Consider the following 21,597-nt stretch of genomic DNA (forward strand, 5'->3'; position numbering starts at 1 on the left):
TGTACGGTACGCTGTACGGAAATGATTCGGCGTCGCCTCACACACCAAAGGAGCGGTTTGCCCACCACACCACTCGCGATCGAGGCCGAGGGCCTGCGCAAGCGCTACGGCGACGAGCAGGCGCTCGACGGCTTCGACCTCGCCGTCCCGCAGGGGACCGTCTGCGGCCTGCTCGGACCCAACGGCGCCGGCAAGACCACGGCCGTGAAGTCGCTGACGACGCTCGTCCGCTTCGACGCCGGCCGCGCGCGCGTCGCCGGCTTCGACGTCGCCCGCGATGCGGTCGAGGTGCGGCGCCGGATCGGGCTCGTCGGCCAGGAGGCCGCCGTCGACGAGATCCTCAGCGGCCGCCAGAACCTCGTCATGTTCGGCCAGCTGCTGCACCTCGACCCGCTCACGGCTCGTCGGCGCGCCGACGAGCTGCTGGAGCGGTTCGGGCTCGAAGACACCGGCCGCAAGCCGGTCGAGCAGTACTCGGGCGGGATGCGGCGCCGGCTCGACCTCGCCGTCAGCCTGATCCTCGCGCCGCCGGTGCTGTTCCTCGACGAGCCGACGACGGGCCTCGACCCGCGCGGCCGCAGCGAGGTGTGGGACGCGGTGCGCACGCTCGTCGCCGACGGGACGACCGTGCTGCTGACGACGCAGTACCTCGAGGAGGCCGACCAGCTCGCCGACCAGATCTGCATCGTCGACCACGGCCGCGTCGTCGCGCGCGGGACGCCGGACGAGCTGAAGTCCGCGCTCGGCGGCGACGTCGTCGAGACGGTCGTGCGGCGGCCGACGCTCGACGAGGTCTTCCTCCACTTCACCGGGCACGCGGCGTGAGCGGCGCGATCGACCGCGCCCGCTGGGCGCTCCTCGACTCCCGCACGATCGCCGTGCGCGCGCTGCTCCACTGGTCTCAGAAGCCGGCGCCGCTCGTCGTCGGGCTGCTGTTCCCGGTCCTGCTGCTGCTGATGTTCGGCTACCTCTTCGGCGGCGGGATGGTCGTCCCCGGAGGCGGCGACTACATCGACTTCCTCGTGCCGGGCGTGCTCGCGATGACGATGGTCTTCGGTCTGGAGGCGACCGCGATCGCCGTCACGACCGACGCCGCGAAGGGCGTCACCGAGCGCTTCCGCTCGCTGCCGATGGCGCCGAGCGCGGTCGTCGTCGGCCGCAGTGCCGCCGACATGCTGAACTCGCTCGCCGGCCTCGCGGTGATGCTCGTCGCGGGACTGCTCGTCGGCTGGCGCTGGCACGAGGGCGCCGGCGACGCGCTCGCCGCGGTGGCGCTGCTGCTGCTCCTGCGACTGGCGTTCGTGTGGGTCGGCATCTACCTCGGGCTGCTGTTGAAGGACCCGCAGGCGGTCGTGGCGGTGCAGATCCTCGTGTGGCCGTTCGGCTTCCTCTCCAACGCATACGTCTCGCCCGAGACGATGCCCGGCTGGCTCGGCTTCCTGGCCGAGTGGAACCCGCTCTCCTCGACGGTCGCGGCCGCGCGCGAGCTGTTCGGCAACCCCGGCTGGGGCGGCGACTCGTGGATCGCGCAGCACGCGATCGAGATGGCGATCGTCTGGCCGCTGCTGCTGATCGCGGTCTTCCTGCCGCTGTCGGTGCGGGCCTACCGGCGGCTGGGGAGCTGAGCCGCCAGCTCGACGCTCGGAGTGTCGCGGCGGCGACAGACGCGGGGCGCGCGCAGGAGGAGGGTTGGTCCATCGCATCAACCCACCAGAAGGAGCAGGTCATGCGCACCACGTCCAACAGCCGCCGCCTCACGCTCGTCGCCCTGCTGGCCGCCGCCGGCATCGGTGCAGCGACCGTCCCGACCGCCTCCGTCGCCCAGCCGATCGGCGGGACCGCCCCGAAGAAGGACTGCAACCTGCTCGGCACGAGAATAGGTCACGGCCAGAGAGGCAGACGCGACGGCGTGCAGTACGAGTGCAACGACGGCGTCGCCTGCCAGGTCGAGGGCGGCAGAACGACGACGAGATGCTCCCACGCCTCCCGCGTCAAGGTCGGCCTCAGAGGCGTCCGCGCCCCGGTCGTCGGCCTCGCGCGCGGGTGATGCGAGCCGGTTGTCCTGCCTTGCTGTCGCTCTACGACACCAAAGCAGGACGACCGCCGGTCAGGCAGCCGCGTCCTGGACCAGCAGCGCGATCTGGACGCGGTTGTCGACCTCGAGCTTCGCCAGCAGGCGCGAGACGTGGGCCTTCACCGTCGCGACGCTCATGTGCAGCTCGGCGGCGATGTCGGCGTTGGCGCAGCCGCGGCCGACCGCGAGCGCGACCTCGTGCTCGCGCGCGCTGAGCGTCGCGAGCCGCTCGCGCGCCTGCTGCTGATGGGCGACGGCGTCACTGTCGCCGGCGACGAGCGCGATCAGCTTGCGCGTGACGACCGGCGACAGCATCGCCTCGCCGGCGGCGACCAGCTCGACCGCGCGGACGATCTCGGGCGGCGGCGTGTCCTTCAGCAGGAAGCCGGCCGCGCCGGCCCGCAGCGCCCGCAGCACCAGCTCGTCGGCGTCGAAGGTCGTCAGCACCAGCACCTCCGGCGGCGACGGCTGCGCGCGCAGCAGCGCGGTCGCGGCGATCCCGTCGAGCTGCGGCATGCGGATGTCCATCAGCACGACGTCGGGCCGGTGGCGATCGACGGCGGCGAGCACCGCCCGCCCGTCGTCGGCCTCGCCGACGACCTCGATCCGCTCCGAGCCGGCCAGCATCATCCGCAGCCCGGAGCGGACGAGCGCGTCGTCGTCGACCAGCAGGACGCGGATCCGGCCGCCCGCCGCGCTCATCTGCCGTCGCCTCTCGCGGCGGCGAGCGGGAGCGTCGCCAGCAGCCTGAAGTCGCCGCGCGCGTCGGGCCCGTGCTCCAGCTCTCCGCCCGCCAGCGTGACCCGCTCGGCGAGGCCGACGAGCCCGGTCCCGGCGCCCGGCAGGGGCTCGGCCGCAGCGACCGCGACGACCGAGCGGCGGCTGAGGACCGCGACGACGAGCCTGTCGGGATCCTCCGCCGCGGCGATCTCGACTTCGACGGCGGCGCCGGGCGCGTGCTTGCGCGCGTTCGTCAGCCCTTCCTGCACGACGCGGTAGACCGTCCGCCCAAGCGTGTCGGGCAGCGCGTCGCGCTCGCGTCCGCCGAGGTCGATCCCGCAGCGGACGCGCATGCCGGCGTCGCGCGACTCCTGCACCAGCGCCGGCACCTGCGCGAGCGTCGGCTGCGGCGGCTCAGGCATGCCGGCCTCGGCCTCGCCGTCATCGTCGCGCAGCACGCCGATCACGTCGCGCAGATCCTCCAACGCCGCGTGCGCGGTCGCGCGCACGACGCCGGCCGCCTCGGAGATCTCCTCCCGCGGCGCGTCGGGACGGAACTCCAGCGCGCCCGCGTGCAGGCTCAGCAGCGAGATGCGGTGGGCGAGCACGTCGTGCATCTCGCGCGCGATCCGGCGCCGCTCGGCCTCGCGCGCCTGCTCGACCCGCAGCCGCTGCTCGGACTGCAGCTGCGCCGCGCGGTCGTGCAGCGAGCGCACCAGCTCGCGCTGCGCGCGCACGAACAGCCCCCAGCCGAGCGCGATCGCCGTCACGAGCAGCCCGAAGCTGACCTCGAACAGATAGGACTCGGGATTGTCGTAGAGCAGCGGCGTGAGGAACGCGGCGCCGAGCGCGAGCAGTGTCAGCGCGCCGATCGCGCGCGGCGAGACGCGCAGCACGGCGCCGAAGTAGGCGACCAGCCCGGCGCCGGCCGCCATCGAGAAGGCGATCCCGATCACGCCCGTGAACAGCGCGATGCCGAACGGGTGCGAGCGGCGCAGCCACAGCGAGCTGCAGGCGATCAGCCCGAGCAGGATGTCGAGCGCGATGCGCTCGTCGGACAGCTGGCCGGAGGTCTCGCTCAGTATCAGTGCGCCTATCAGCAGCGCGAGCACGAACATCGTCACGTCGACGATCCAGTCGCGCGCGGAGCGCTTCCCGCCACGCTGCTCGCGCAGGTCGCTCGGCAGCAGCGCGCCGTGCCAGCGCGGGAGCGCGGCGGCTGCGGCTGGCGCGACGGGCGCGGCAGGCGCGATGGGCGCGGCGGACGGATCGACGGGCGTGGCCACGAGAACAGCCTACGACCGCCGGCCACCGGCGACCCCCTACCGAAGTCGATCCGGGCCTCGACCCGCGACCGTGGCGGCGACCGCGCCGATCGCCGATCCTCCTGTCCATGATCGAATCGGATGGCCTCACCAAGCGCCTGGGCGGGCGGGCCGTCGTCCAGGACGTCTCGTTCCGCTGCGAGCCCGGCACCGTGACGGGGTTCCTCGGGCCCAACGGCGCCGGCAAGACGACGACGATGCGGATGCTGGTCGGACTGTCCGAGCCGGACGCCGGCAGTGCGACGATCCTCGACACCTCCTACCGCGCGCTGCCGAACCCCGGCCGCCGCGTCGGGATCCTGCTCGACGCCGCCGCGCAGCATGCCGGCCGCCGCGGCCGCGAGGCGCTGGCCGTGTCGGCCCAGCTGATGGGCGTCGAGGAGCAGCGCGTCGACGAGCTGCTGGATCGCGTCGGGCTGGAGCGCAGCGCCGCGAGCAAGCGCGTGCGGCAGTACTCGCTCGGCATGCGCCAGCGGCTCGGGCTCGCACACGCGCTGCTCGGCGATCCGGAGGTGCTGATCCTCGACGAGCCCGCCAACGGGCTCGACCCGGAGGGCATGCGCTGGATGCGCGAGCTGCTGCGCGACTTCGCCGACCGCGGCGGGACCGTCCTGCTCTCCTCCCACCTGCTGCGCGAGGTCGAGGCGGTCGCCGACCGGATGGTGATCATCGGCAACGGGAAGATCGTCGCGCAGGGCACGCGCGACGAGCTGCTGTCCGGCGGCGGCACGCTCGTGCGCGCGAGCGACGTGACGGCGTTGCGCGCCGCGCTCGACATCGCCGAGCTGGCCGCGCACCCGGCGACCGACGGCGGCTTCCTCGTCGACGCCGAGCCCGAGGACGTCGGCCGCGCCGCGCTCGCCGGCGGCGTCGTGCTGAGTCACCTCGGCCCGTCCGAGAGCGCCGGCCTCGAGAAGCTCTTCTTCGACCTCACCGCGGAGTCGCCGGCCGACGCCGCGCCCGCGTCCGACACCGACCTCGTGGAGGCCTCCGCATGAGCGCCGTGACCGCCCCCGAACCCGCCGGCTTCGGCACGGCAGCACCGCGGACGGGCGCCGACGTGCGCCCCGGCCTCGCACGCCTGACGAAGGTCGAGCTGCGCAAGATGACCGACACGCGCGCCGGCTTCTGGCTGCTGGTGACCGTCGCGCTGCTCACGCTCGCGATCGTCGCGATCGTCTGCATCTCGGGCGACGCCGCAGACCACACGTTCGACAACATGCTCGAGGTCGCGCTGGCGCCGTCGAGCGTCCTGCTGCCGATCGTCGGCATCCTCGTCGTCACCTCGGAGTGGACGCAGCGGACGTCGCTGATCACGTTCGCGCTCGTCCCGCAGCGCGAGCGCGTGCTCGCGGGGAAGCTGCTCGCCGGCGCTGTGCTGGCGCTGCTCGCGCTCGTCGTCGCGCTGATCGCCGCGGCGATCGGAACGCTCGTGATGTCGCCGGACGTCGACGACGTCTGGTCGCTGCAGCTCGGGCTGCTCGGGCAGGACGTGATCGCGATGGTCACCGGGATGTTCACCGGCGTCGCGTTCGGCGCGATGCTGCTCGCGACCGCGCCGGCGATCGTCCTCTACTTCGCGCTGCCGATCGCGTTCGGCGCGATCGGCTCGATCTCAGCGCTCAACGACGTCGCCGAGTGGGTCGACGCTTCGCGCGCGCTCGCGCCGATGACGAGCGAGCTGCTCAGCGGCACCCAGTGGGCGAGAGCGCTCGTCGCGCTCGCCGTGTGGGTGGCGCTTCCGCTCGCGATCGGCCTCTGGCGCTTCCTGCGCGGCGAGGTGCGCTGAGCGGTCCGCGCGCATCGAGAAACCCCGCAACTTGCCGATCCACCTGCCGTTGGTGCATCGACTCGGATTCCAACAGGGGGTCTCACAGAGATGTTCTTGAAGCGCGCGTTGACCGCGTCGCTGCTCGCTGCCGCGCTCGCCGCGCCGGCGAGCGCGAGCGCAAACGTGCAGGTCGGCTCGTCGGGCTGGGAGTGGGGCAACCCGCTGCCGCAGGGCAACACGCTGCGCGCGACGTCATTCGCCGGCACGACCGGCTACGCCGTCGGCGACTTCGGCACGCTGCTGAAGACGACCGACGGCGGCGGGACGTGGAGCGGGCTGCGCGTCAGCACGTTCGCGCCGCTCACGATCGTGCAGACGCTCGATGCGAACACGGTCCTGGCCGGCGGCGGCTGCGTCGCGCGGCGCTCGACCGACGGCGGCAGAACGTTCACGTCGATCGCGTTCACGCCTGTGGAGACGAGCTGCCGAGCGTCGCTGACCGACATGTCGTTCGCGTCGCCGACCGTCGGCTTCCTGCTGCTCAGCGACGGCAGCGTCTTCTCGACCGACGACGGCGGCACGCAGTTCACGCCGCGCACCGCCGTCCCGGGCACCGCGGCGGCGGGCGGCAGCGTCGCGCCGGCCTCGGTCGCGTTCACCGGTCCGGCGACCGGCTTCGCCGCCACCACCGACGGCCGCATCTTCGCGACGACCGACGGCGCGGTCTCCTGGAGAGTCGTCGCCGAGACCGGCCGTGCGATCCGCCAGCTGTCGTTCGCCGACCCGGCGCACGGCTTCGCGGTCGGCCAGAACGGCCTCTTCGCGCGCACGGTCGACGGCGGCCAGAGATGGACGCCGAAGGATCTCGGCGCCGGCGCGCTGGACTACACGGCGATCCGCTGCGCGAACGCGGAGCTGTGCGTGCTGAGCACCGCGACCGGCGCGCAGCTCGTGCGCACCTCCGACGCAGGCGAGACGGCGGGCGCGGTGATCACGCCGTCGACCGACCCGATCTACGCGGCGGCGTTCGCCTCGCCGACCCGCATCGCGGCGGTCGGCGCGAGCGGCTCGACCGTCGTCTCCGACGACGCCGGCACGACGTTCAGAGCGATCGGCGGACGGCTGACCGGCAGCTACGGCGCCGTCTACGACGGCGCCGCGCGCGGCAGCGCGTTCGCCCTCGGCGAGGCGGGCGCACTCGCCAAGACGCTCGACGGCGGCCGCACGTGGACGCGCGGAAACGTCCCGACGACGGCCGGTCTGCGCCACGTCTCGTTCCCGACGACGTCCGTCGGCTACGCCCTCGACGACGACGGCGGGCTCTTCCGCACCGCCAACGGCGGCACGAGCTGGAAGACGCTCGGCACGGGCAGCGCGGCGCGCCCGGCGGCGGTCCACGCGCCGAGCGAGAGCACACTGCTGGCGATCGGCCCGCGTGGCGTGCGGCGCTCGACCGACGGCGGCGAGACGTTCTCCCCGGTGAGAGCGAGAGCGATCTCGCGCGCCGCGCTGTACGGCGCCGCCGCGCCGCGCGGCGCGATCGTCGCGTGGGGTCCGACGACGTTCGCGCGCAGTCGCGACGGCGGCCGCACGTGGACGACGCTGCGGAAGCCGGGGGGCACCAGAAGAGCGCGCAGCGGGATGCGGATCGCGCTGGTCGCGTTCTCCTCCGCCGACGCCGCGCTCCTGCTCGACCGCGCCGGCACGGTCTGGCGCACCACGAACGGCGGACGCACATGGAGCACCCTGCCGGCGATCGGCACGAGTGCGATCGACGGGCTGGTGGTCGACGACGACCGCACCGCCTACGTCGTGCCGCGGCGGTTCGGCGAGGTCGAGGGCGGCTATCTGCTGCGCACGACCGACGGTGGCGCGACCTGGCAGCCGCAGCTCGTCGTCAGAGAGGCGATCAACGGCATCGCGACGTCGGGCAGCGCGACCGACTACCTGCTCGGCGGCAGCTCGCAGCTGCTCTCCAGCACGACGGGCGGCAGCGCCGGCAGACGCTCGACGTTGACGCTCGCGACCTCGCGGCGGACGCTGCGCAAGCCGGCGCCGGTCACGGTCACCGGGCGGCTGCGCCCGGCCGGCCCCGCCGCGCGCGTGACCGTCTCGATGCGCGAGCCGGGCGGCCGCTGGCGCAGCCAGACCGTCGACGTCGCCTCCAACGGCACGTTCGCGTCGCGCTGGCGCGTCGCACGCGGCACGACGACGTTCGTCGCGCAGTGGTCGGGCGACTTCACGTCCGCCGGCGCCGGCTCGCGCGTGCTGACGGTGACCGCGAGAGCGCCGCCGAGAAGAAGCGGTGGGAGAGGACGCAGAGGACGGCGCGGCTAGGCCGCGGCCAGCTCCCGCGGCGGTCTCCCGACCGCCGCGGGAGCGTGTGCGGGCTCGCGCGCGCCGTCCTTCCCCCCATCCGGCAGCGCGAGGCGCACGATCTTGCGGACCACGCTGCCGAACTGCTTGTGCAGTGGTCCTGCGTTGTACGGCAGCCCGTAGCGCTCGCAGATCTCCCGCACCTCGACCGCCAGCTCGCCGTAGCGGTGCGCGGGCAGGTCGGGGAAGAGGTGATGCTCGATCTGGTGGCTGAGGTTCCCGCTCATGACGTGGAAGAGCGGACCGCCGGTGAGGTTGGCGGAGCCGAGCAGCTGGCGGCGGTACCACGCGCCGCGCGACTCGCCGGCCGTCTCCTCCTCGGTGAACTCCTCGACGCCATCGGGGAAGTGACCGCAGAAGATGATCATGAACGCCCACACGTTGCGGACGAAGTTGGCGGTCACGTTCGCGGTCAGCGTCGTCGGCGCGGCGGGGCCGGCGAGCAGCGGGAAGAAGACGTAGTCCTTCAACGCCTGGCGGCGGCCCTTGCGCCAGATCGCGCCGACCATCTCCAGCTTGTCCCTCCAGCCGGTCTTGCCCGCCGCGATGCGGTCCATCTCGAGGTCGTGGAAAGCGACGCCCCACTGGAAGAACGCGGCCAGCACCGCCGCGTAGAGCGGGTTGCCGAGGTAGTACGGATGCCATCTCTGGTCCTCGGACATCCGCAGCACGCCGTAGCCGATGTCACGGTCCTTGCCGAGGATGTTCGTGTGCGTGTGGTGCATGTAGTTGTGCGAGTGGCGCCACTGCTCGGAGGGGCAGGCGCTGTCCCACTCGAATCTCTGGCCGTTGACGGCGGGATCGTTCATCCAGTCGTACTGGCCGTGCATCACGTTGTGGCCGATCTCCATGTTGTCGAGGATCTTGGAGAGCGACAGCGCGACGGTCCCGGCGATCCAGGCGGGCGGGAAGGCGCTGAGGAACAGCAGGCCGCGGCCGCCCACCTCGAGGCCGCGCTGCGCCTTGATCACCTTGCGGATGTAGGAGGCGTCACGCTCGCCGAGGTCGGCGACGACGCGCTCGCGGATCGCGTCCAGCTCGCGGCCGAAGGCGTCGAGCTGCTGCGGCGTGAGCTGCGGTGCGGTGCTCGTCATGCGTCGCTCCCAGGTGGCCTAGATGTCGAGCGTCACGTCGCCGAGCGGCACGTTGACGCAGATCTGGATCTGCTCGTCCGGCGCGGTCGAGACCTCGCCGGTGCGGACGTCGCGGACGGCGCCCTCCAGCTTGCGGCAGCTGCACGTGTGGCAGATGCCCATGCGGCAGCCGGACTGGGGCGTGAGACCCGCCGCCTCGGCCTGGTCGAGCAGCGTGCTGCCGCTGTTGGCGGCGACGGCGCCGCTGCGGGCGAAGCTGATCGCGCCGGTCGCGACGCCGCGCGCGTCCGGGTCGGCGAGTGCCGCCGGCGCGACGAAGCGCTCGACGTGCAGGCGCTCCTCCAGGCCGTCGGCCGCCCACGTCGCGTGCACGGCCTCGACGAGCGCCGCCGGCCCGCAGACGTACGTCTGCGCCGTCGCCGGGTCGATCCCCGCGGCGGCGAGGTGGTCGCGCGAGAAGCGGCCCGCCAGCTCGCCGGCGTGCGAGCCGCCGGCGCGCGTGTAGCCGCGCAGCAGGCGCACGTTCGGGTGCGCCGCGGCGAGCCTTCCCAGCTCGGACGCATATGCGACGTAGCGCTCGTCGGGCGCGTAGTGGAGGAACGCGACCGGGCCGTCGTGGCCTTCCTCGCAGAGCGTTCGCAGCATCGCGATCACGGGCGTGATGCCGCTGCCGCCGCTGATCAGCAGCAGCTCGCGCGGGCGCTGCGACGGCAGCGCGAAGTCGCCCTCTGCCTGCGAGAGACCGACGACGGCGCCGGGCGCGAGCGACGCCTTGAGGTGCGGCGAGACCGTGCCGGACGGCTGGGCGTGCGCGGTGATCTCGATCAGCTCGCGCGTGTGCTCGGAGCCGGCCGGCGAGTACGGGCGGGTGTGGCGCACGCCGTCGATCTCGACGCTGAGGCGGACGTGCTGGCCGGCGCGGAAGCCCCGCCAGTTGTCGTTGCACCGCAGCGTCAGCGTGACGCTGCGCGGCGTCGCGTGGCGGACCGCGACGACCTCGGCGCGCACGTCGCGCAGCGAGAAGGCGGGCTTGACCAGCTCGACGTAGCGGTCGACCCCGTGCGGCGTCGTGAGCGCCTGCGCGAGCTGGGAGCCGAGCAGCCGGCGGGCGAGTCGCGGCCCACGTGTCTTCGTCGTTTCAGTGAACACTCGTGCACAGAGTACGCACCGGTTTCCGATCTGTCCAGTGACGATGTAGACTCAACTGTCACGCAACCGTCAAAGTTTCAGTGAACACCGAGACACCCAGCCCCCCACGTCTGACCCGGAGAGAGCAGAAGGAGCGCACCCGCAACGCGCTGCTGGACGCGGCGCTGCGCCTGCTGGAGCAGAAGAGCTTCGGCAGCCTCGGTCTGCGCGAGGTGGCGCGCGAGGCCGGCGTCGTGCCGACCGCCTTCTACCGTCACTTCGACTCGATGGAGGAGCTGGGGCTCGTCCTGATCGACGACTCCTTCCGAACACTGCGGCAGATGATCCGCGCAGCACGCGCCGAGCCGCAGAGACCGGAGCACGTGATCCGCCGCTCGGTCGAGATCCTCGTCCGCCACATCCATGAGCACCGGCTCCACTTCCGCTTCATCGCGCGCGAGCGCTCCAGCGGCGTGCCGGCGCTGCGTCAGGCGATCCGCACCGAGATCCGCCTCTTCTCCAGCGAGCTGGCGATCGACCTCGCGCGCTTCCCCTACCTCGACAGATGGCCGGCGGAGGACCTCGGCGTCGTCGCGACGCTGATCGTCAACACGATGGTCTCGACCGCCGAGGGGATCATCGACGCCCCGACCGACAGTCGCGAGGGCGAGGACGAGGTGATCCGCCAGACCGAGAAGCAGCTGCTGCTGATCGCGCTCGGCATCTCGGTCTGGCGCAGCCCGTAGCGGCCGCTATCTCTTCCCGAGCAGCGCGACTGCGGCGTCCTGGTACTGGAACGTGACGAGGTCGTCGCAGGCGAGCTCGTCTCGCAGCGCGCCGACCTCCTTCGACGTTCTGAGCGTGTAGTCGCACAGCTCGCGGTCGAGCGAGCCGTTGACGGGCCAGTCGTCGAGCTGCTCGACGAGGACGCCGTAGTTGGCTCTCGCCTGCGCGGGCGTCAGCCCGTCGAGCTGCTCGATCGCAAGCGCCTGCCAGCCGGCCGGATCCTGCTTCGTCCAGCGGGCGGCCTGCAGCTCGGCGATCGCGACCGCCTGCGCGACGTCGCCGTTGTCGGCGAGCCACTGCTCGTTGGCGGCGACGACGTCGTTGAGCTGCGGGTCGGCCTCCCAGCCGTTGCACAGCACGTTCCACTCGCCGGGCGATCTCTCGTCCAGCTCGATCTGCCGGAACGTCGCGGAGACGCCGCCGTCGAACGTGCCGGACTCGAGCCCTTCGACGATCGAGCCGACGTTGTCGAGCTGCAGCAGCTGCGTGTCCTTCTGCACGTCGAGACCGGCGTCTCTGAAGCACTTCGCCGCCGTCTGCCCGACGATCGAGGTGAGGCTCTGCGAGATCGCGAACTTCTTCCCCTTCAGCTCCTCGATCGATCTGATCGGTGCTCTCGCGGTGACGAGGAAGATGTTCTTCTGATCGTCGCCGGCGATCGCGCGCAGCTTGCCGCCCGCCTCGACCGCGGACGCCAGGCCCGCCAGCGAGACGTGGCCGAGCTGGACGTCGCCGGACAGCAGCGCGGCGGTCAGCGGCGCGGAGTCGAGCAGGCGCAGCTCGACGTCCAGCCCGAAGTCGGCTCTGAGGATCTCGGCGACCTTGTAGAGGCCGACGAGCGACGGGTTCGGGAAGGCGGCGGAGCCGATCGTGATGCTTCTGCCTTCCAGTCTGGAGCGCAGCTGCTCGACGGTCGGCGCTCTGCCGTCGGCGGTCGTCACGACCGGCGGGGCGGCCGCGGCCGAGCCGGAGCCGGAGGAGTCCTCGCCGCAGCCGGCGGCGAGCAGCGCCGCGGCGCCGATCGCCGCAACCGTGAGCGTGAGCCGTGTGCGCGCGGCGCGCTTCCGGCCAGCCGTCATCCCCATCGCTTCGTCCCTCCGTCGCACGTCGTGTCAAAGTTGACCATTCCGATCGGGATACAATACACAGGATCATGTCGCCCGCATCCAGGGACCGGCGCGAGACCGCCGAACAGCCGGTACCGTGGCGTACCATGGCTCATGGAACAGTGGTCAACGGCCGCACCGCCGTCGTCACCGGCGCGGCATCGGGGATAGGGCGCGCGCTGGCGCAGCGACTCGCCGCCAACGGCTGTCCCGTCGCGCTCTGCGACTGGGACCAGGAGGGGCTGGAGGAGACCGCCGCAGCGATCTCCGGGCCGGTCCTCACGCGCAGACTCGACGTCAGCGACCGGCACGGCCAGATGGCGTTCGCAGCCGAGGTCAAGGAGTGGGCGCCGGCGCCGATCGGCCTCGTCGCCAACAACGCCGGCGTGACCGTCTCGCAGACGGCCGCCGACGCCGCCGTCGAGGACGACGAGTGGGTGCTCAACATCAACTTCTGGGGCGTCGTGCACGGCACGCGCGCCTTCCTGCCGATCCTGCTCGCGCAGGGCGACGGCGCGATCGTCAACGTCTCGAGCGTCTTCGGCCTGATCGGCTTCCCGACGCAGAGCGCATACTGCGCCTCGAAGTTCGCCGTCCGCGGCTACACCGAGTCGCTGCGCCACGAGCTGCGCGACACGCGCGTGCGGGCGATCACCGTCCACCCCGGCGGGATCAAGACGAACATCGTCAAGAACGCCCGCTTCCACGTCGACGACCAGGGCAACAGAGACCACGGGGCGATGGCGGACGAGTTCGCCAGAATCGCGCGGACCTCGCCGGCGAGCGCCGCGAAGACGATCCACACCGGCGTCGAGAAGGGCAAGGACCGCATCCTGATCGGCCCCGACGCCGCCGTCATATCGCTCCTGTCGCGTGCGGCGCCGGTGCGCTACTTCGACGTGATGGAGCGCGCGATGGGGCTCGTCCGCCGCTGAGCGGGGAAGGCTGCCCTCCATGAGAGGGCAGCTCCGCGGCCACGCCCACCTGCTCGCCGGTTGGGCGACCGTGCTCGCGTTCGCGCTGGCCGGCGACGAGCTGCTCGGGAACCTCGACCCGCTGCTCGCCTCGCTGGCGCTGTTCGCCTGGATCCTCGGCGTGATCCTGTGGTGCGCGTTCGGCGTGATCGAGCAGGCCGACGCACTCGCCGAGCTGCTGGGCGAACCGCTCGGCACGCTCGTGCTGACGTTCTCGATCGTCGTGATCGAGGTGATGCTGATCTCGGCCGTGATGCTGAGCGGCGACGCCAACCCGACGGTCGGCCGCGACACGATGTTCGCGGTCATGATGATCGTGCTGAACGGCGTTGTCGGCCTCGGGCTGCTGGTCGGCGGGCTGCGCCACGGCGAGCAGTCGTACAACCTGCCGGGCGCCGCCGCCTACCTCGCCGTGATCGTCCCGCTGTCGGTGATCGCGCTCGTGCTGCCGGACGCGACCGCCCGCGCCGACGGCACGCTGACGACGTTCCAGGCGATCGCGTTCTCGCTCTTCACGATCGGGCTGTACGGCGTCTTCCTCGCGATCCAGACCGGCCGGCACCGCGGCTTCTTCGTCGAGGCGGGCAGCGACGGCGGCGCGCAGGCGCTGAGTGGCGAGGCGAGCGGCGCCGCAACCGCCGCCACGCCCGCCGCCGAGCGCCCCGACCGCCGCGCCGTCGCCCGCCACACGCTCCTGCTCGTGCTCAGCGCGCTGCCGATCGTGCTGCTCTCGAGACCGCTCGCGAGAGTCGTCGACCACGGCATCTCCGCGCTCGACGCGCCGGTCGCGCTGAGCGGCGTGCTGATCGCGCTGATCGTCTTCACGCCCGAGGCGGTCACCGCGCTCCAGGCGGCGTACCGCAACGAGCTGCAGCGGATGGTCAACCTCTGCCTCGGCGCGTTCGTCTCGACCGTCGGCCTGACGGTTCCGGCGATCCTCATGATCGGCCTCGTCACCGGCAAGACGGTCGTGCTCGGGCTCGACCCGAGCGGCGTCGTGCTGATCGCGCTGACGCTGCTCGTGAGCATGTTGACGTTCTCCGGCCCGCGCACGACGGTGCTCGAAGGCGCGGTCCACCTGCTGCTGTTCCTCGTCTACCTCACGCTCGTGTTCAGCCCGTGACACCGAGCCCGTTGGGCTTACACTGGCCGATCCGATGAACGGCCCCGAAGCACAGAGCGCGCGCCGGACCCGCCTGCTGCGACTGGTCTACCTGTCGATCGCGGCGGCGATCGTCACGATCGCGATGAAGTTCACGGCGTGGGCGCTGACCGGGTCGGTCGGCCTCCTGTCCGACGCCGCCGAGTCGGTCGTCAACCTCGTCGCGGCGCTGTTCGCGCTCGTCGTCGTGCAGTGGTCGACGCGGCCGCCCGACGAGGAGCACGCGTACGGGCACGAGAAGGCCGACTACCTCTCGGCGGGCGTCGAGGGCGCGCTGATCCTGCTCGCCGCCGTGACGATCGGCGTCTCGGCGATCGACCGCCTGCTGCACCCGCAGGAGATCGAGAGCGTCGGGATCGGCCTCGCGGTCGCGCTCGCCGCGACAGCCGTCAACCTCGGCGTCGGGCGCAAGCTGATCGGCGCCGGACGCGAGTACAGCTCGGTCACGCTGGAGGCCGACGGCAAGCACCTGATGACCGACGTCTGGACCTCGGTCGGCGTCGTGATCGCGGTCGCGGCGGTCGCGCTGACCGGCTGGGAGCCGCTCGACCCGCTGATCGCGCTCGCGGTCGCCGGCAACATCGTCGTCACCGGCGTGCGGCTCGTGCACCGCTCGACCGACGGCCTGCTCGACCGCGCGCTGAGCGACAAGGAGCTGGCGACCGTCGACCGCGTGCTCGCGACGTTCGCCTCCGAGGAGGTGCAGTTCCACGCGCTGCGCACCCGCCGCGCCGGCAGCCGCGCGTTCGTCTCGATACACGTGCTCGTGCCCGGCGACTGGACGGTCCAGCGCGGCCACGACCTCGCCGAGCAGGTCGAGGAGGCGCTGCGCGAGGCGCTCGGCCACGCGACCGTCTTCACCCACCTGGAGCCGATCGAGGACCCGGCGTCGTTCGCCGACACAGGACTCGACCGCTGGTCCGATCCGCACCCGGCCGCAGAGCCGCAGCCGGCGCCGCCGGCCGACGGCGACCGCGCCTGACTCAGCCGCCGCCGTTCCAGACGACCGGGCCGGGGCCGAAGCGGGCGACCTGGTCGTTGGGGTTCGCGAGCTTGCAGCGTGCGAGCGACAGGCAGCCGCAGCCGATGCAGTCGGTCAGGCCGGTCTTGAGGCGCTCCAGCTCGGCGATCCGCTCGTCGATCCGCGCACTCCATCTCTTCGACAGCTTCATCCAGTCGCCGCGCTTGGGGACGCGGTCCTCGGGCAGCTTCGACAGCTCCTCGCCGATCTCCTCGAGCGTCAGCCCGACGCGTTGGGCGAAGACGACGAAGGCGACGCGGCGGATGACGGGGCGGGCGTAGCGGCGATGGCCGGAGGAGTTGCGCTCGGCGCGGATCAGGCCGCGCTCCTCGTAGTAGCGCAAGGCGGAGGTGGCGACGCCGCTGCGCTCCGCCACCTCGCCGATCGTGAGCATGTCCTGCATGCCGGACAGGGAATCACGTCCGGGACTTGACTTCAAGCGCGCTTTAAGAGATCACGCAGGCAGCGCGGCCCCCAGCCGCGCCAGCGCCCCCTGCATGCGCTCGCCGTCGATCGCGAGCGACGGATCGACCAGGGCCTGGAACAGCAGGCCGTTGAAGAGCGCGAGCACGAGCCCGGCGGAGTCCTCGCCCGCCTCGTCGTCGCCCAACGCCAGCAAGGCGGCGACGCTCGGACGGGTCCGCCGAAAGCCCGCGACGAGCGTCTCGGCGACGCGGTCGTCGTGCTGCGCCCTCGCGACCGCGCCGAGAAACGTCCGGGCGAGGCCGGCGTGCCGATCGCGCGTCTCCTCGACCGCCGCTGCGGCGCGGCGGATCCGCACTCCCGGCTCCTCGGCGGCGACGCCGGCGAGCACGGCGGCGATCTCGGCGAGCCAGCGGTCGAGACCTTCGACCACCGCCACCGTCACGAGCTCGTCCTTGGAGCCGAAGTGGTAGGCGATCGACGCGAGGTTGGCCCCGGACTCCTCGGCGATCGCACGCGCCGTGATCCGCTCGGGCGGAAGCCGTTCGAGGCAGCGGAGCGTGCCCTCGATCAGGTTCGCGCGATTGCTGCGCTGCGGACTCACGCACCGGCCTCTCTTCCATTCAATTTGAACATATGTTTAGATTGACAGCTCGGTCTCGCACACGGGAGTCCTCATGTTCGCCGCCACCGTCGTTCTCTCCACCCTCCTCGCCGTGCTTCTGACGGCCTCCGCCGCGAGCAAGCTGGCCCGCCGCCCGCAGATCGTGGCGAGCGCCACCCGCGTCGGCTTTCCCGCCGACCGGCTCGACCGTCTCGCGGTCATCCTCCTCGCCGGCGCGGCGGGACTGCTGCTCGGCCTCGCGTGGGCGCCGATCGGCGTCGCCGCGGCGATCGGCGTGGTCCTCTACTTCCTCGTGACCGTCGCGTTCCACCTCCGCGCCGGCGACGCCGAGCATCTGCCGTCGCCGCTCGCGTTCGAGCTGCTTGCGGTCGCCGCCCTCGCGCTCCGGGTCGCGACGCTCTAGCGACAGCGGCCGGCGGTCAGGCCATCAGCTCCGCGCGGACGATCGCCGCAGCCTGCGCGCCGACGACCTCCAGCGCCTCCGTCGAGCGCGCGGCGCGGCACAGCAGGAAGGCGCCTTCGAGCAGGGTCAGCATCACGATCGCCAGCTCGCGCGCGCGGTCCGGCGCGATCCCCGCGTCCGCCAGCCGTCTGGCCAGCGCGGCCAGCCAGCTCTCGAAGACGTCGTGCGAGGCCTGCCGCATCGGCTCGCTGACGCTCGCGGTCTCGAGCGTGATCGTCGCGATCGGGCAGGCGTCGGCGTAGCCGCTCGCGGCGAGGTGCTCGGCGGCTCCGGAGAAGAACAGCTCGACACCGGAGACGATGTCCGGCGCGGGGTCGATCACGACCTCCACGAGCGTCGCGTAGAACGGGCCCGCGAGCCGGATCACCTGCTCGCCGAGCTGCTCCTTGCCGCCCGGGAAGTGGTGGTAGAGCGAGCCGAAGGGCGCGTCGGCGGCCGCGACGACCTGCTTGACGCCCGTGCCCGTGTAGCCCTGGCGGCCGAACAGCTCGGCGCCCGCGTTGACGATGCGCTCCTTCGTGGTCGACACGGCGGTCCTCGGGATCGTGGTTGCCAGGCGGTTGCCAGCCGAGCCGAGCATAGCTAGTCTGCGCTAGAGCGATCTACCTAATCGTCCACGGAGGCCCGCCATGCCCGACGTCCGCCTGCCGCAGGGCACGATCGAATACGAGGACAGCGGCGAGCCGCCGGGCGGCGGACCGACCGTCGTGCTGCTCCACGGCCTGTTCATGGACGGCACCGTCTGGCGCAAGGTCGTGCCGGAGCTGGCACACGACGCGCGCGTGATCCGCCCGACCCTGCCGCTCGGCGCGCACCGCATTCCGATGGAGCCGGACGCCGACCTCTCGCTGCGCGGCATGACGCGCCTCGTCGCCGCCTTCCTCGACGCGCTCGACCTGCGCGACGTCGTGCTCGTGCTGAACGACTGGGGCGGCCCGCTGCTGCTCGTCGAGGAGGGGCTGGACGAGCGCGTCGGCCGCTTCGTCTTCGTCGCCTGCGAGCTGTTCGACAACTTCCCGCCCGGGATCCCCGGCCGGCTGGCGGCGCTCGCGGGGCGGCTCGGCCCGGCCGGCGTCCGGTTCGCCGTGCAGCCGCTGCGCTCCCGCACGCTGCGGCGCTTCCCGCTGCTGTTCGGCTGGATGAGCAAGCGCCCGGTCGACCCTGAGGTGTCCGACCGCTGGTTCGAGCCGGTGCTGACCCAGCACGCGATCCGCCGCGACCTCGCGAAGTACGCCGGCTCGCGCTTCACCGCGGACGAGACGACGGCGGCGACCGAGCGCCTGCGCGACTTCGATCGGCCGGCGCTCGTCGTCTGGGCGCCGGAGGACAAGCTGATGCCGCGCGACCACGGGCGCCGGCTCGCGGAGCTGCTGCCGCAGGGCCGCCTCGTCGAGATCGAGGACAGCTACACGCTGATCCCCGAGGACCAGCCGGCCGCGCTCACCGCCCACCTGCGCGACTTCGTCGCCGACGCCGATGACGCCGCAGCAGCGGCGTAGGGGCGCGCTGCTCGCCGGCGCCGCCGCGCTCGCGGCGGTCGCCTACCCGCGCGCGATCGCCGTCGCGCTCCAGCACAACCTCGCGCGGCTGCGCGCCGGCGACCCCGGCCCGCTGCTGCGCTTCTACGCCGACGACGTCCGCTTCAGCTTCCCGGGCGACAGCTCGTGGTCGGGCGAGCTGACGTCGAAGGCGGAGCTGCGGGCGTGGCTGGAGCGGTTCGTGCGGATCGGCCTCCAGCTCCACGCCGACGAGATCGCGATCAGCGGCGGCCCGTGGAGAACGACCTTCTGCATCCGCTGCAGCGACCAGCTGCGCGACGACGACGACACGATCGTCTACGAGAACCGCGCGGTCATCTGGGGCACGATGCGCTGGGGCAGAGTGCGCGCCTACGAGGTCTACGAGGACACGCAGAGAAGCGCCGCGCTCGACGCCTGGGTCGCCGAGCACCGGCCCGGCATCTAGATCGTCTAGCCGTTCAGCACGAACCGGCTCGCCTCGCGCAGCCGCTCGACGAGGTGGGGCGGCGCGCTCTGCGCCGAGCCGGCCGCGTATGGCGGCTGCGGGTCGTACTCGATCCCCAGCTGGATCGTCTGCGCGACCTCGTCGCCGGCGATCCGGCCGGCGAGCGTCAGCGCCATGTCGATCCCGGCCGAGACGCCCGCGGCGGTGACGTACTTGCCGTCGAAGACGACGCGCTCGTGCGCCGGCTCGGCACCGCGCCCCGTCAGCTGCTCGAGCGCGAGCCAGTGCGAGGTCGCGCGGCGGCCTCTGAGCAGCCCCGCGGCGGCGAGGATCAGCGAGCCGGTGCAGACCGAGGTCGTCCACGTGCTCGTCGCGTCAGCGGCGCGCAGCCACGCGTGCAGCGGACCGTCCTCCATCTGCTCCATCTGCCCCGGTCCGCCGGGGACGAGCACGACATCGGGCGAGGGCACCGCAGCGAGCGCGACGTCGGCGACGAGGCCGAGGCTGCCGACGTCGGTCCGCACCGTCCCCGCCTCGACAGCGGCGAAGACGACCTCGGCGCCCGGCATGCGGCTGAGCACCTCGTAGGGGCCGATCGCGTCGAGCGCGGTGACGCGGTCGTAGAGGACGATCACGATCTGCATGGCTGATCCCTTCATCGGGTGACGAGCTGGAAGCGGCGGCGGTACTCGGCCGGCGAGACGCCGAGCGCCTTCGCGAACGCGCGGCGCATCGTCTCCGGCGCACCGTAGCCGGACGCGCGGGCGACGACCTCGACCCCGTCGCGCGACTCCTCCAGCAGACGGCGCGCCGTCTCCAGGCGCGTGCGGTCGACGTAGCGGCCGGGCGGGACGCCGACCTCGGCGGCGAACGCGCGGGCGAACTGACGCGGCGACAGGTTCGCGCGCAGCGCGAGCGCCTCGACCGACAGGTCCGCGGCGGGGTGCTCCGCGATCCACTGCTGCACCTCGCGCAGCGGCTCGCGCTGGGCGACCTGCGCCGACAGCTGCGCGCTGAACTGCGTCTGCCCGCCCGGCCGGCGCAGGAAGACGACGAGGTGCTGCGCGACGGTCAGCGCGACCTCGCGGCCGGCGTCCTCCTCCACCAGCGCGAGCGCCGCGTCGATCCCGGCGGTGACGCCGGCCGAGGTCGTCACGGCGCCGTCGCGGACGTAGATCGGCTCCGGGTCGACCTCGACGCGGGGGAAGCGCCGCGCGAACGCGGCGCACGCGGCCCAGTGCGTCGTCGCGCGGCGGCCGTCGAGCAGGCCGGCCTCGCCGAGCAGGTAGGCGCCGGTGCAGACCGACAGGACGCGCCGCGCGCGCGGCGCTCGGCGGCGCAGCCAGGCGACGAGGCGCGGATCGGGCGCGCGCGTGCCCTCGCCACCGGGCACGACGAGCGTGTGCGGCGTGCGCGCCGCGCCCAAGGCGACGTCGGGCGTGAGCGTCAGCCCGCTCGTGCTGCGGACCGGCGCGCCGTCGAGGCTCGCCGTCCGCACGCGGTACGGCGGCCGGCAGGCGGGATGGCGCGCCGCGCCGGCGAAGACCTCCACCGGCCCGCTGACGTCGAGGCTCTGGACGCCGTCGAACAGGACGACGAGCACGTCGCGCGCTTCCATCGGTCCATCATCGCGCCGCGCCACGATGGCAGCAAGGACACGCACCCCACCTTTTCTGCCGTCGTCAGGTCGCGGACAGCACGCCGGTCGCGACGAGCAGCAGCACGAGCGTGCCGAGTACGACGCGGTAGACGATGAAGACCGTGTAGGTGTGTCTGGCGATGAAGCGCAGCAGCCACGCGACCGCGGCGTAGGCGACGACGAAGCTGACGGCGGTGGCGACGATCGTCGGACCCCAGCCGACGCCGTTGGAGATGTCGTCGAACTTCGTCACCGTCTGCAGCAGGCCGGCGGCGCTCAGCGCCGGGATCGAGAGGAAGAACGACAGCCGTGTGACGGTGACGCGGTCCAGGCCGCGCAGCAGACCGGCCGACATCGTCGCGCCGGAGCGCGAGACGCCCGGGATCAGCGCGAGGCACTGCGTGATGCCGATGATCAGCGTGTCGCGCCAGGTCACGTCCTGCTCGTGGCGTTCCTGCGTCGCGTGGCGGTCGGCGAACCACATCACGCCGCTCCACAGGATCAGCGCCGTGCCGACGAACCAGAGGCTGCGCAGCGTCGTCTCGATCTGGTCCTTGAACAGCAGGCCGACGATCCCGATCGGGATCGAGCCGAGGATCACCGCCCACGCGAAGCGGTAGTCGAGGTCTCTGCGGTGCTCGGGCCGGCGCAGGCCGCGGAAGAAGGCGCTCACGAGCCGCACCGCGTCTCTGCGCAGGAACAGCAGCGTCGCCAGCACCGCCCCGACCTGGATGATCGCCGTGAAGGCGGTGATGTCCGGATCGTCGAGCTGGTAGCCGAAGGCGCTCTCGAGGATCGTCAGATGCCCGGTGCTGGACACGGGCAGGAACTCTGTGACGCCCTCGACGGCTCCGAGGACGATCGCGTGCCACAAGTCCATCGGCGGGCACCCTACTATGCCGGCGCGCGCGGTCCGATTCCGGCGCAGCCGATAGCATCGACCGT

At 72.5% G+C, this 21,597-nt stretch carries 23 protein-coding genes and 1 pseudogene; 13 read left to right on the forward strand and 11 right to left on the reverse strand.

Annotated features, from left to right (window positions below; translation table 11 throughout):
- Positions 1 to 21 precede the first annotated feature (21 nt).
- From CWOE_RS33995 to CWOE_RS28405, 3 genes and pseudogenes are all read left to right on the forward strand, one after another.
- Positions 22 to 771 (forward strand): annotated as a pseudogene (locus tag CWOE_RS33995) (ABC transporter ATP-binding protein); the annotation flags it as partial.
- 50 nt (positions 772 to 821) lie between these two features.
- Complete coding sequence (locus CWOE_RS34000; protein ID WP_012937109.1) at positions 822 to 1,625, forward strand: ABC transporter permease; 804 nt, start codon at positions 822 to 824, stop codon at positions 1,623 to 1,625.
- A gap of 101 nt (positions 1,626 to 1,726) precedes the next feature.
- Positions 1,727 to 2,047: a hypothetical protein gene (locus CWOE_RS28405; protein WP_012937110.1), complete on the forward strand. Its 321-nt coding sequence runs from the start codon at positions 1,727 to 1,729 to the stop codon at positions 2,045 to 2,047.
- 60 nt (positions 2,048 to 2,107) lie between these two features.
- Here CWOE_RS28405 and CWOE_RS28410 read toward each other — a convergent pair whose 3' ends face one another.
- A complete protein-coding gene (locus CWOE_RS28410) occupies positions 2,108 to 2,776 on the reverse strand; it encodes a response regulator transcription factor (protein ID WP_012937111.1) in 669 nt (222 codons plus the stop codon).
- A complete protein-coding gene (locus CWOE_RS28415) occupies positions 2,773 to 4,080 on the reverse strand; it encodes a sensor histidine kinase (protein WP_012937112.1) in 1,308 nt (435 codons plus the stop codon). Before CWOE_RS28415 ends, CWOE_RS28410 begins: the two co-directional genes overlap by 4 nt.
- A gap of 107 nt (positions 4,081 to 4,187) precedes the next feature.
- Between CWOE_RS28415 and CWOE_RS28420 the strand changes: the two genes are divergently transcribed.
- From CWOE_RS28420 to CWOE_RS28430, 3 genes are all read left to right on the forward strand, one after another.
- Positions 4,188 to 5,117 (forward strand): ATP-binding cassette domain-containing protein, encoded by a 930-nt coding sequence (locus CWOE_RS28420; RefSeq protein ID WP_012937113.1) that lies wholly within the window; start codon positions 4,188 to 4,190, stop codon positions 5,115 to 5,117.
- Positions 5,114 to 5,908, forward strand: coding sequence for an ABC transporter permease subunit (locus CWOE_RS28425; protein ID WP_012937114.1), 795 nt, complete (start codon positions 5,114 to 5,116; stop codon positions 5,906 to 5,908). The genes CWOE_RS28420 and CWOE_RS28425 overlap by 4 nt, the downstream gene beginning before the upstream one ends.
- A 90-nt stretch (positions 5,909 to 5,998) precedes the next feature.
- A complete protein-coding gene (locus tag CWOE_RS28430; RefSeq protein ID WP_012937115.1) occupies positions 5,999 to 8,227 on the forward strand; it encodes a WD40/YVTN/BNR-like repeat-containing protein in 2,229 nt (742 codons plus the stop codon).
- Here the strand turns inward: CWOE_RS28430 and CWOE_RS28435 are convergent.
- Together CWOE_RS28435 and CWOE_RS28440 are read right to left on the reverse strand one after the other, a co-directional pair.
- Complete coding sequence (locus CWOE_RS28435) at positions 8,224 to 9,360, reverse strand: fatty acid desaturase family protein (protein WP_012937116.1); 1,137 nt, start codon at positions 9,358 to 9,360, stop codon at positions 8,224 to 8,226. The genes CWOE_RS28430 and CWOE_RS28435 overlap by 4 nt on opposite strands.
- Positions 9,361 to 9,378: 18 nt before the next feature.
- Positions 9,379 to 10,509 carry a ferredoxin reductase gene (locus CWOE_RS28440; RefSeq protein ID WP_012937117.1) on the reverse strand — a complete coding sequence of 377 codons (1,131 nt, stop codon included), beginning with the start codon at positions 10,507 to 10,509 and terminating at the stop codon, positions 9,379 to 9,381.
- Between the two features lie 80 nt (positions 10,510 to 10,589).
- Here CWOE_RS28440 and CWOE_RS28445 point away from each other — a divergent pair, with 80 nt between their 5' ends.
- Positions 10,590 to 11,234: a TetR family transcriptional regulator gene (locus tag CWOE_RS28445; protein WP_012937118.1), complete on the forward strand. Its 645-nt coding sequence runs from the start codon at positions 10,590 to 10,592 to the stop codon at positions 11,232 to 11,234.
- A 6-nt stretch (positions 11,235 to 11,240) separates the two neighbouring features.
- Here the strand turns inward: CWOE_RS28445 and CWOE_RS28450 are convergent, their stop codons facing one another.
- Positions 11,241 to 12,353 (reverse strand): ABC transporter substrate-binding protein, encoded by a 1,113-nt coding sequence (locus tag CWOE_RS28450; RefSeq protein ID WP_148261206.1) that lies wholly within the window; start codon positions 12,351 to 12,353, stop codon positions 11,241 to 11,243.
- 134 nt (positions 12,354 to 12,487) lie between these two features.
- Here CWOE_RS28450 and CWOE_RS28455 point away from each other — a divergent pair, with 134 nt between their 5' ends.
- The 3 genes from CWOE_RS28455 to CWOE_RS28465 are packed head-to-tail and all read left to right on the forward strand — an operon-like array spanning position 12,488 to position 15,498.
- On the forward strand, positions 12,488 to 13,315 hold the full coding sequence (locus CWOE_RS28455; protein WP_012937120.1) for an SDR family NAD(P)-dependent oxidoreductase: 828 nt from the start codon (positions 12,488 to 12,490) through the stop codon (positions 13,313 to 13,315).
- Between the two features lie 19 nt (positions 13,316 to 13,334).
- Complete coding sequence (locus tag CWOE_RS28460; protein ID WP_012937121.1) at positions 13,335 to 14,477, forward strand: calcium:proton antiporter; 1,143 nt, start codon at positions 13,335 to 13,337, stop codon at positions 14,475 to 14,477.
- Positions 14,478 to 14,511: 34 nt separating this feature from the next.
- Complete coding sequence (locus tag CWOE_RS28465; RefSeq protein ID WP_012937122.1) at positions 14,512 to 15,498, forward strand: cation diffusion facilitator family transporter; 987 nt, start codon at positions 14,512 to 14,514, stop codon at positions 15,496 to 15,498.
- 1 nt (position 15,499) lies between these two features.
- Here the strand turns inward: CWOE_RS28465 and soxR are convergent, their stop codons facing one another.
- Positions 15,500 to 15,940: a redox-sensitive transcriptional activator SoxR gene (gene soxR, locus CWOE_RS28470; protein WP_012937123.1), complete on the reverse strand. Its 441-nt coding sequence runs from the start codon at positions 15,938 to 15,940 to the stop codon at positions 15,500 to 15,502.
- 51 nt (positions 15,941 to 15,991) lie between these two features.
- Complete coding sequence (locus CWOE_RS28475; protein WP_012937124.1) at positions 15,992 to 16,564, reverse strand: TetR/AcrR family transcriptional regulator; 573 nt, start codon at positions 16,562 to 16,564, stop codon at positions 15,992 to 15,994.
- A gap of 73 nt (positions 16,565 to 16,637) precedes the next feature.
- Between CWOE_RS28475 and CWOE_RS28480 the strand changes: the two genes are divergently transcribed.
- Positions 16,638 to 16,988, forward strand: a complete 351-nt coding sequence (locus tag CWOE_RS28480) for a DoxX family protein (protein WP_012937125.1) — start codon at positions 16,638 to 16,640, stop codon at positions 16,986 to 16,988.
- A gap of 16 nt (positions 16,989 to 17,004) precedes the next feature.
- Here the strand turns inward: CWOE_RS28480 and CWOE_RS28485 are convergent, their stop codons facing one another.
- A complete protein-coding gene (locus CWOE_RS28485; RefSeq protein WP_012937126.1) occupies positions 17,005 to 17,577 on the reverse strand; it encodes a TetR/AcrR family transcriptional regulator in 573 nt (190 codons plus the stop codon).
- A gap of 100 nt (positions 17,578 to 17,677) precedes the next feature.
- Between CWOE_RS28485 and CWOE_RS28490 the strand changes: the two genes are divergently transcribed.
- The gene (locus CWOE_RS28490; protein ID WP_012937127.1) at positions 17,678 to 18,547 is read left to right on the forward strand and encodes an alpha/beta fold hydrolase; all 870 of its coding nucleotides are present in this window, start codon (positions 17,678 to 17,680) and stop codon (positions 18,545 to 18,547) included.
- Entirely contained in the window at positions 18,525 to 19,013 is a 489-nt protein-coding gene (locus CWOE_RS28495; protein ID WP_012937128.1) for a nuclear transport factor 2 family protein, read from the forward strand. The genes CWOE_RS28490 and CWOE_RS28495 overlap by 23 nt, the downstream gene beginning before the upstream one ends.
- Positions 19,014 to 19,018: 5 nt before the next feature.
- Here CWOE_RS28495 and CWOE_RS28500 read toward each other — a convergent pair whose 3' ends face one another.
- The 3 genes from CWOE_RS28500 to CWOE_RS28510 form a co-directional block, all read right to left on the reverse strand.
- Positions 19,019 to 19,657 (reverse strand): DJ-1/PfpI family protein, encoded by a 639-nt coding sequence (locus CWOE_RS28500; protein WP_012937129.1) that lies wholly within the window; start codon positions 19,655 to 19,657, stop codon positions 19,019 to 19,021.
- An 11-nt stretch (positions 19,658 to 19,668) separates the two neighbouring features.
- Positions 19,669 to 20,631, reverse strand: a complete 963-nt coding sequence (locus CWOE_RS28505) for a GlxA family transcriptional regulator (RefSeq protein WP_012937130.1) — start codon at positions 20,629 to 20,631, stop codon at positions 19,669 to 19,671.
- Between the two features lie 64 nt (positions 20,632 to 20,695).
- Entirely contained in the window at positions 20,696 to 21,532 is an 837-nt protein-coding gene (locus CWOE_RS28510) for an undecaprenyl-diphosphate phosphatase (protein WP_012937131.1), read from the reverse strand.
- Positions 21,533 to 21,597 lie beyond the last annotated feature (65 nt).

The sequence above is a fragment of the Conexibacter woesei DSM 14684 genome, assembly GCF_000025265.1.
Lineage (GTDB): Bacteria > Actinomycetota > Thermoleophilia > Solirubrobacterales > Solirubrobacteraceae > Conexibacter > Conexibacter woesei.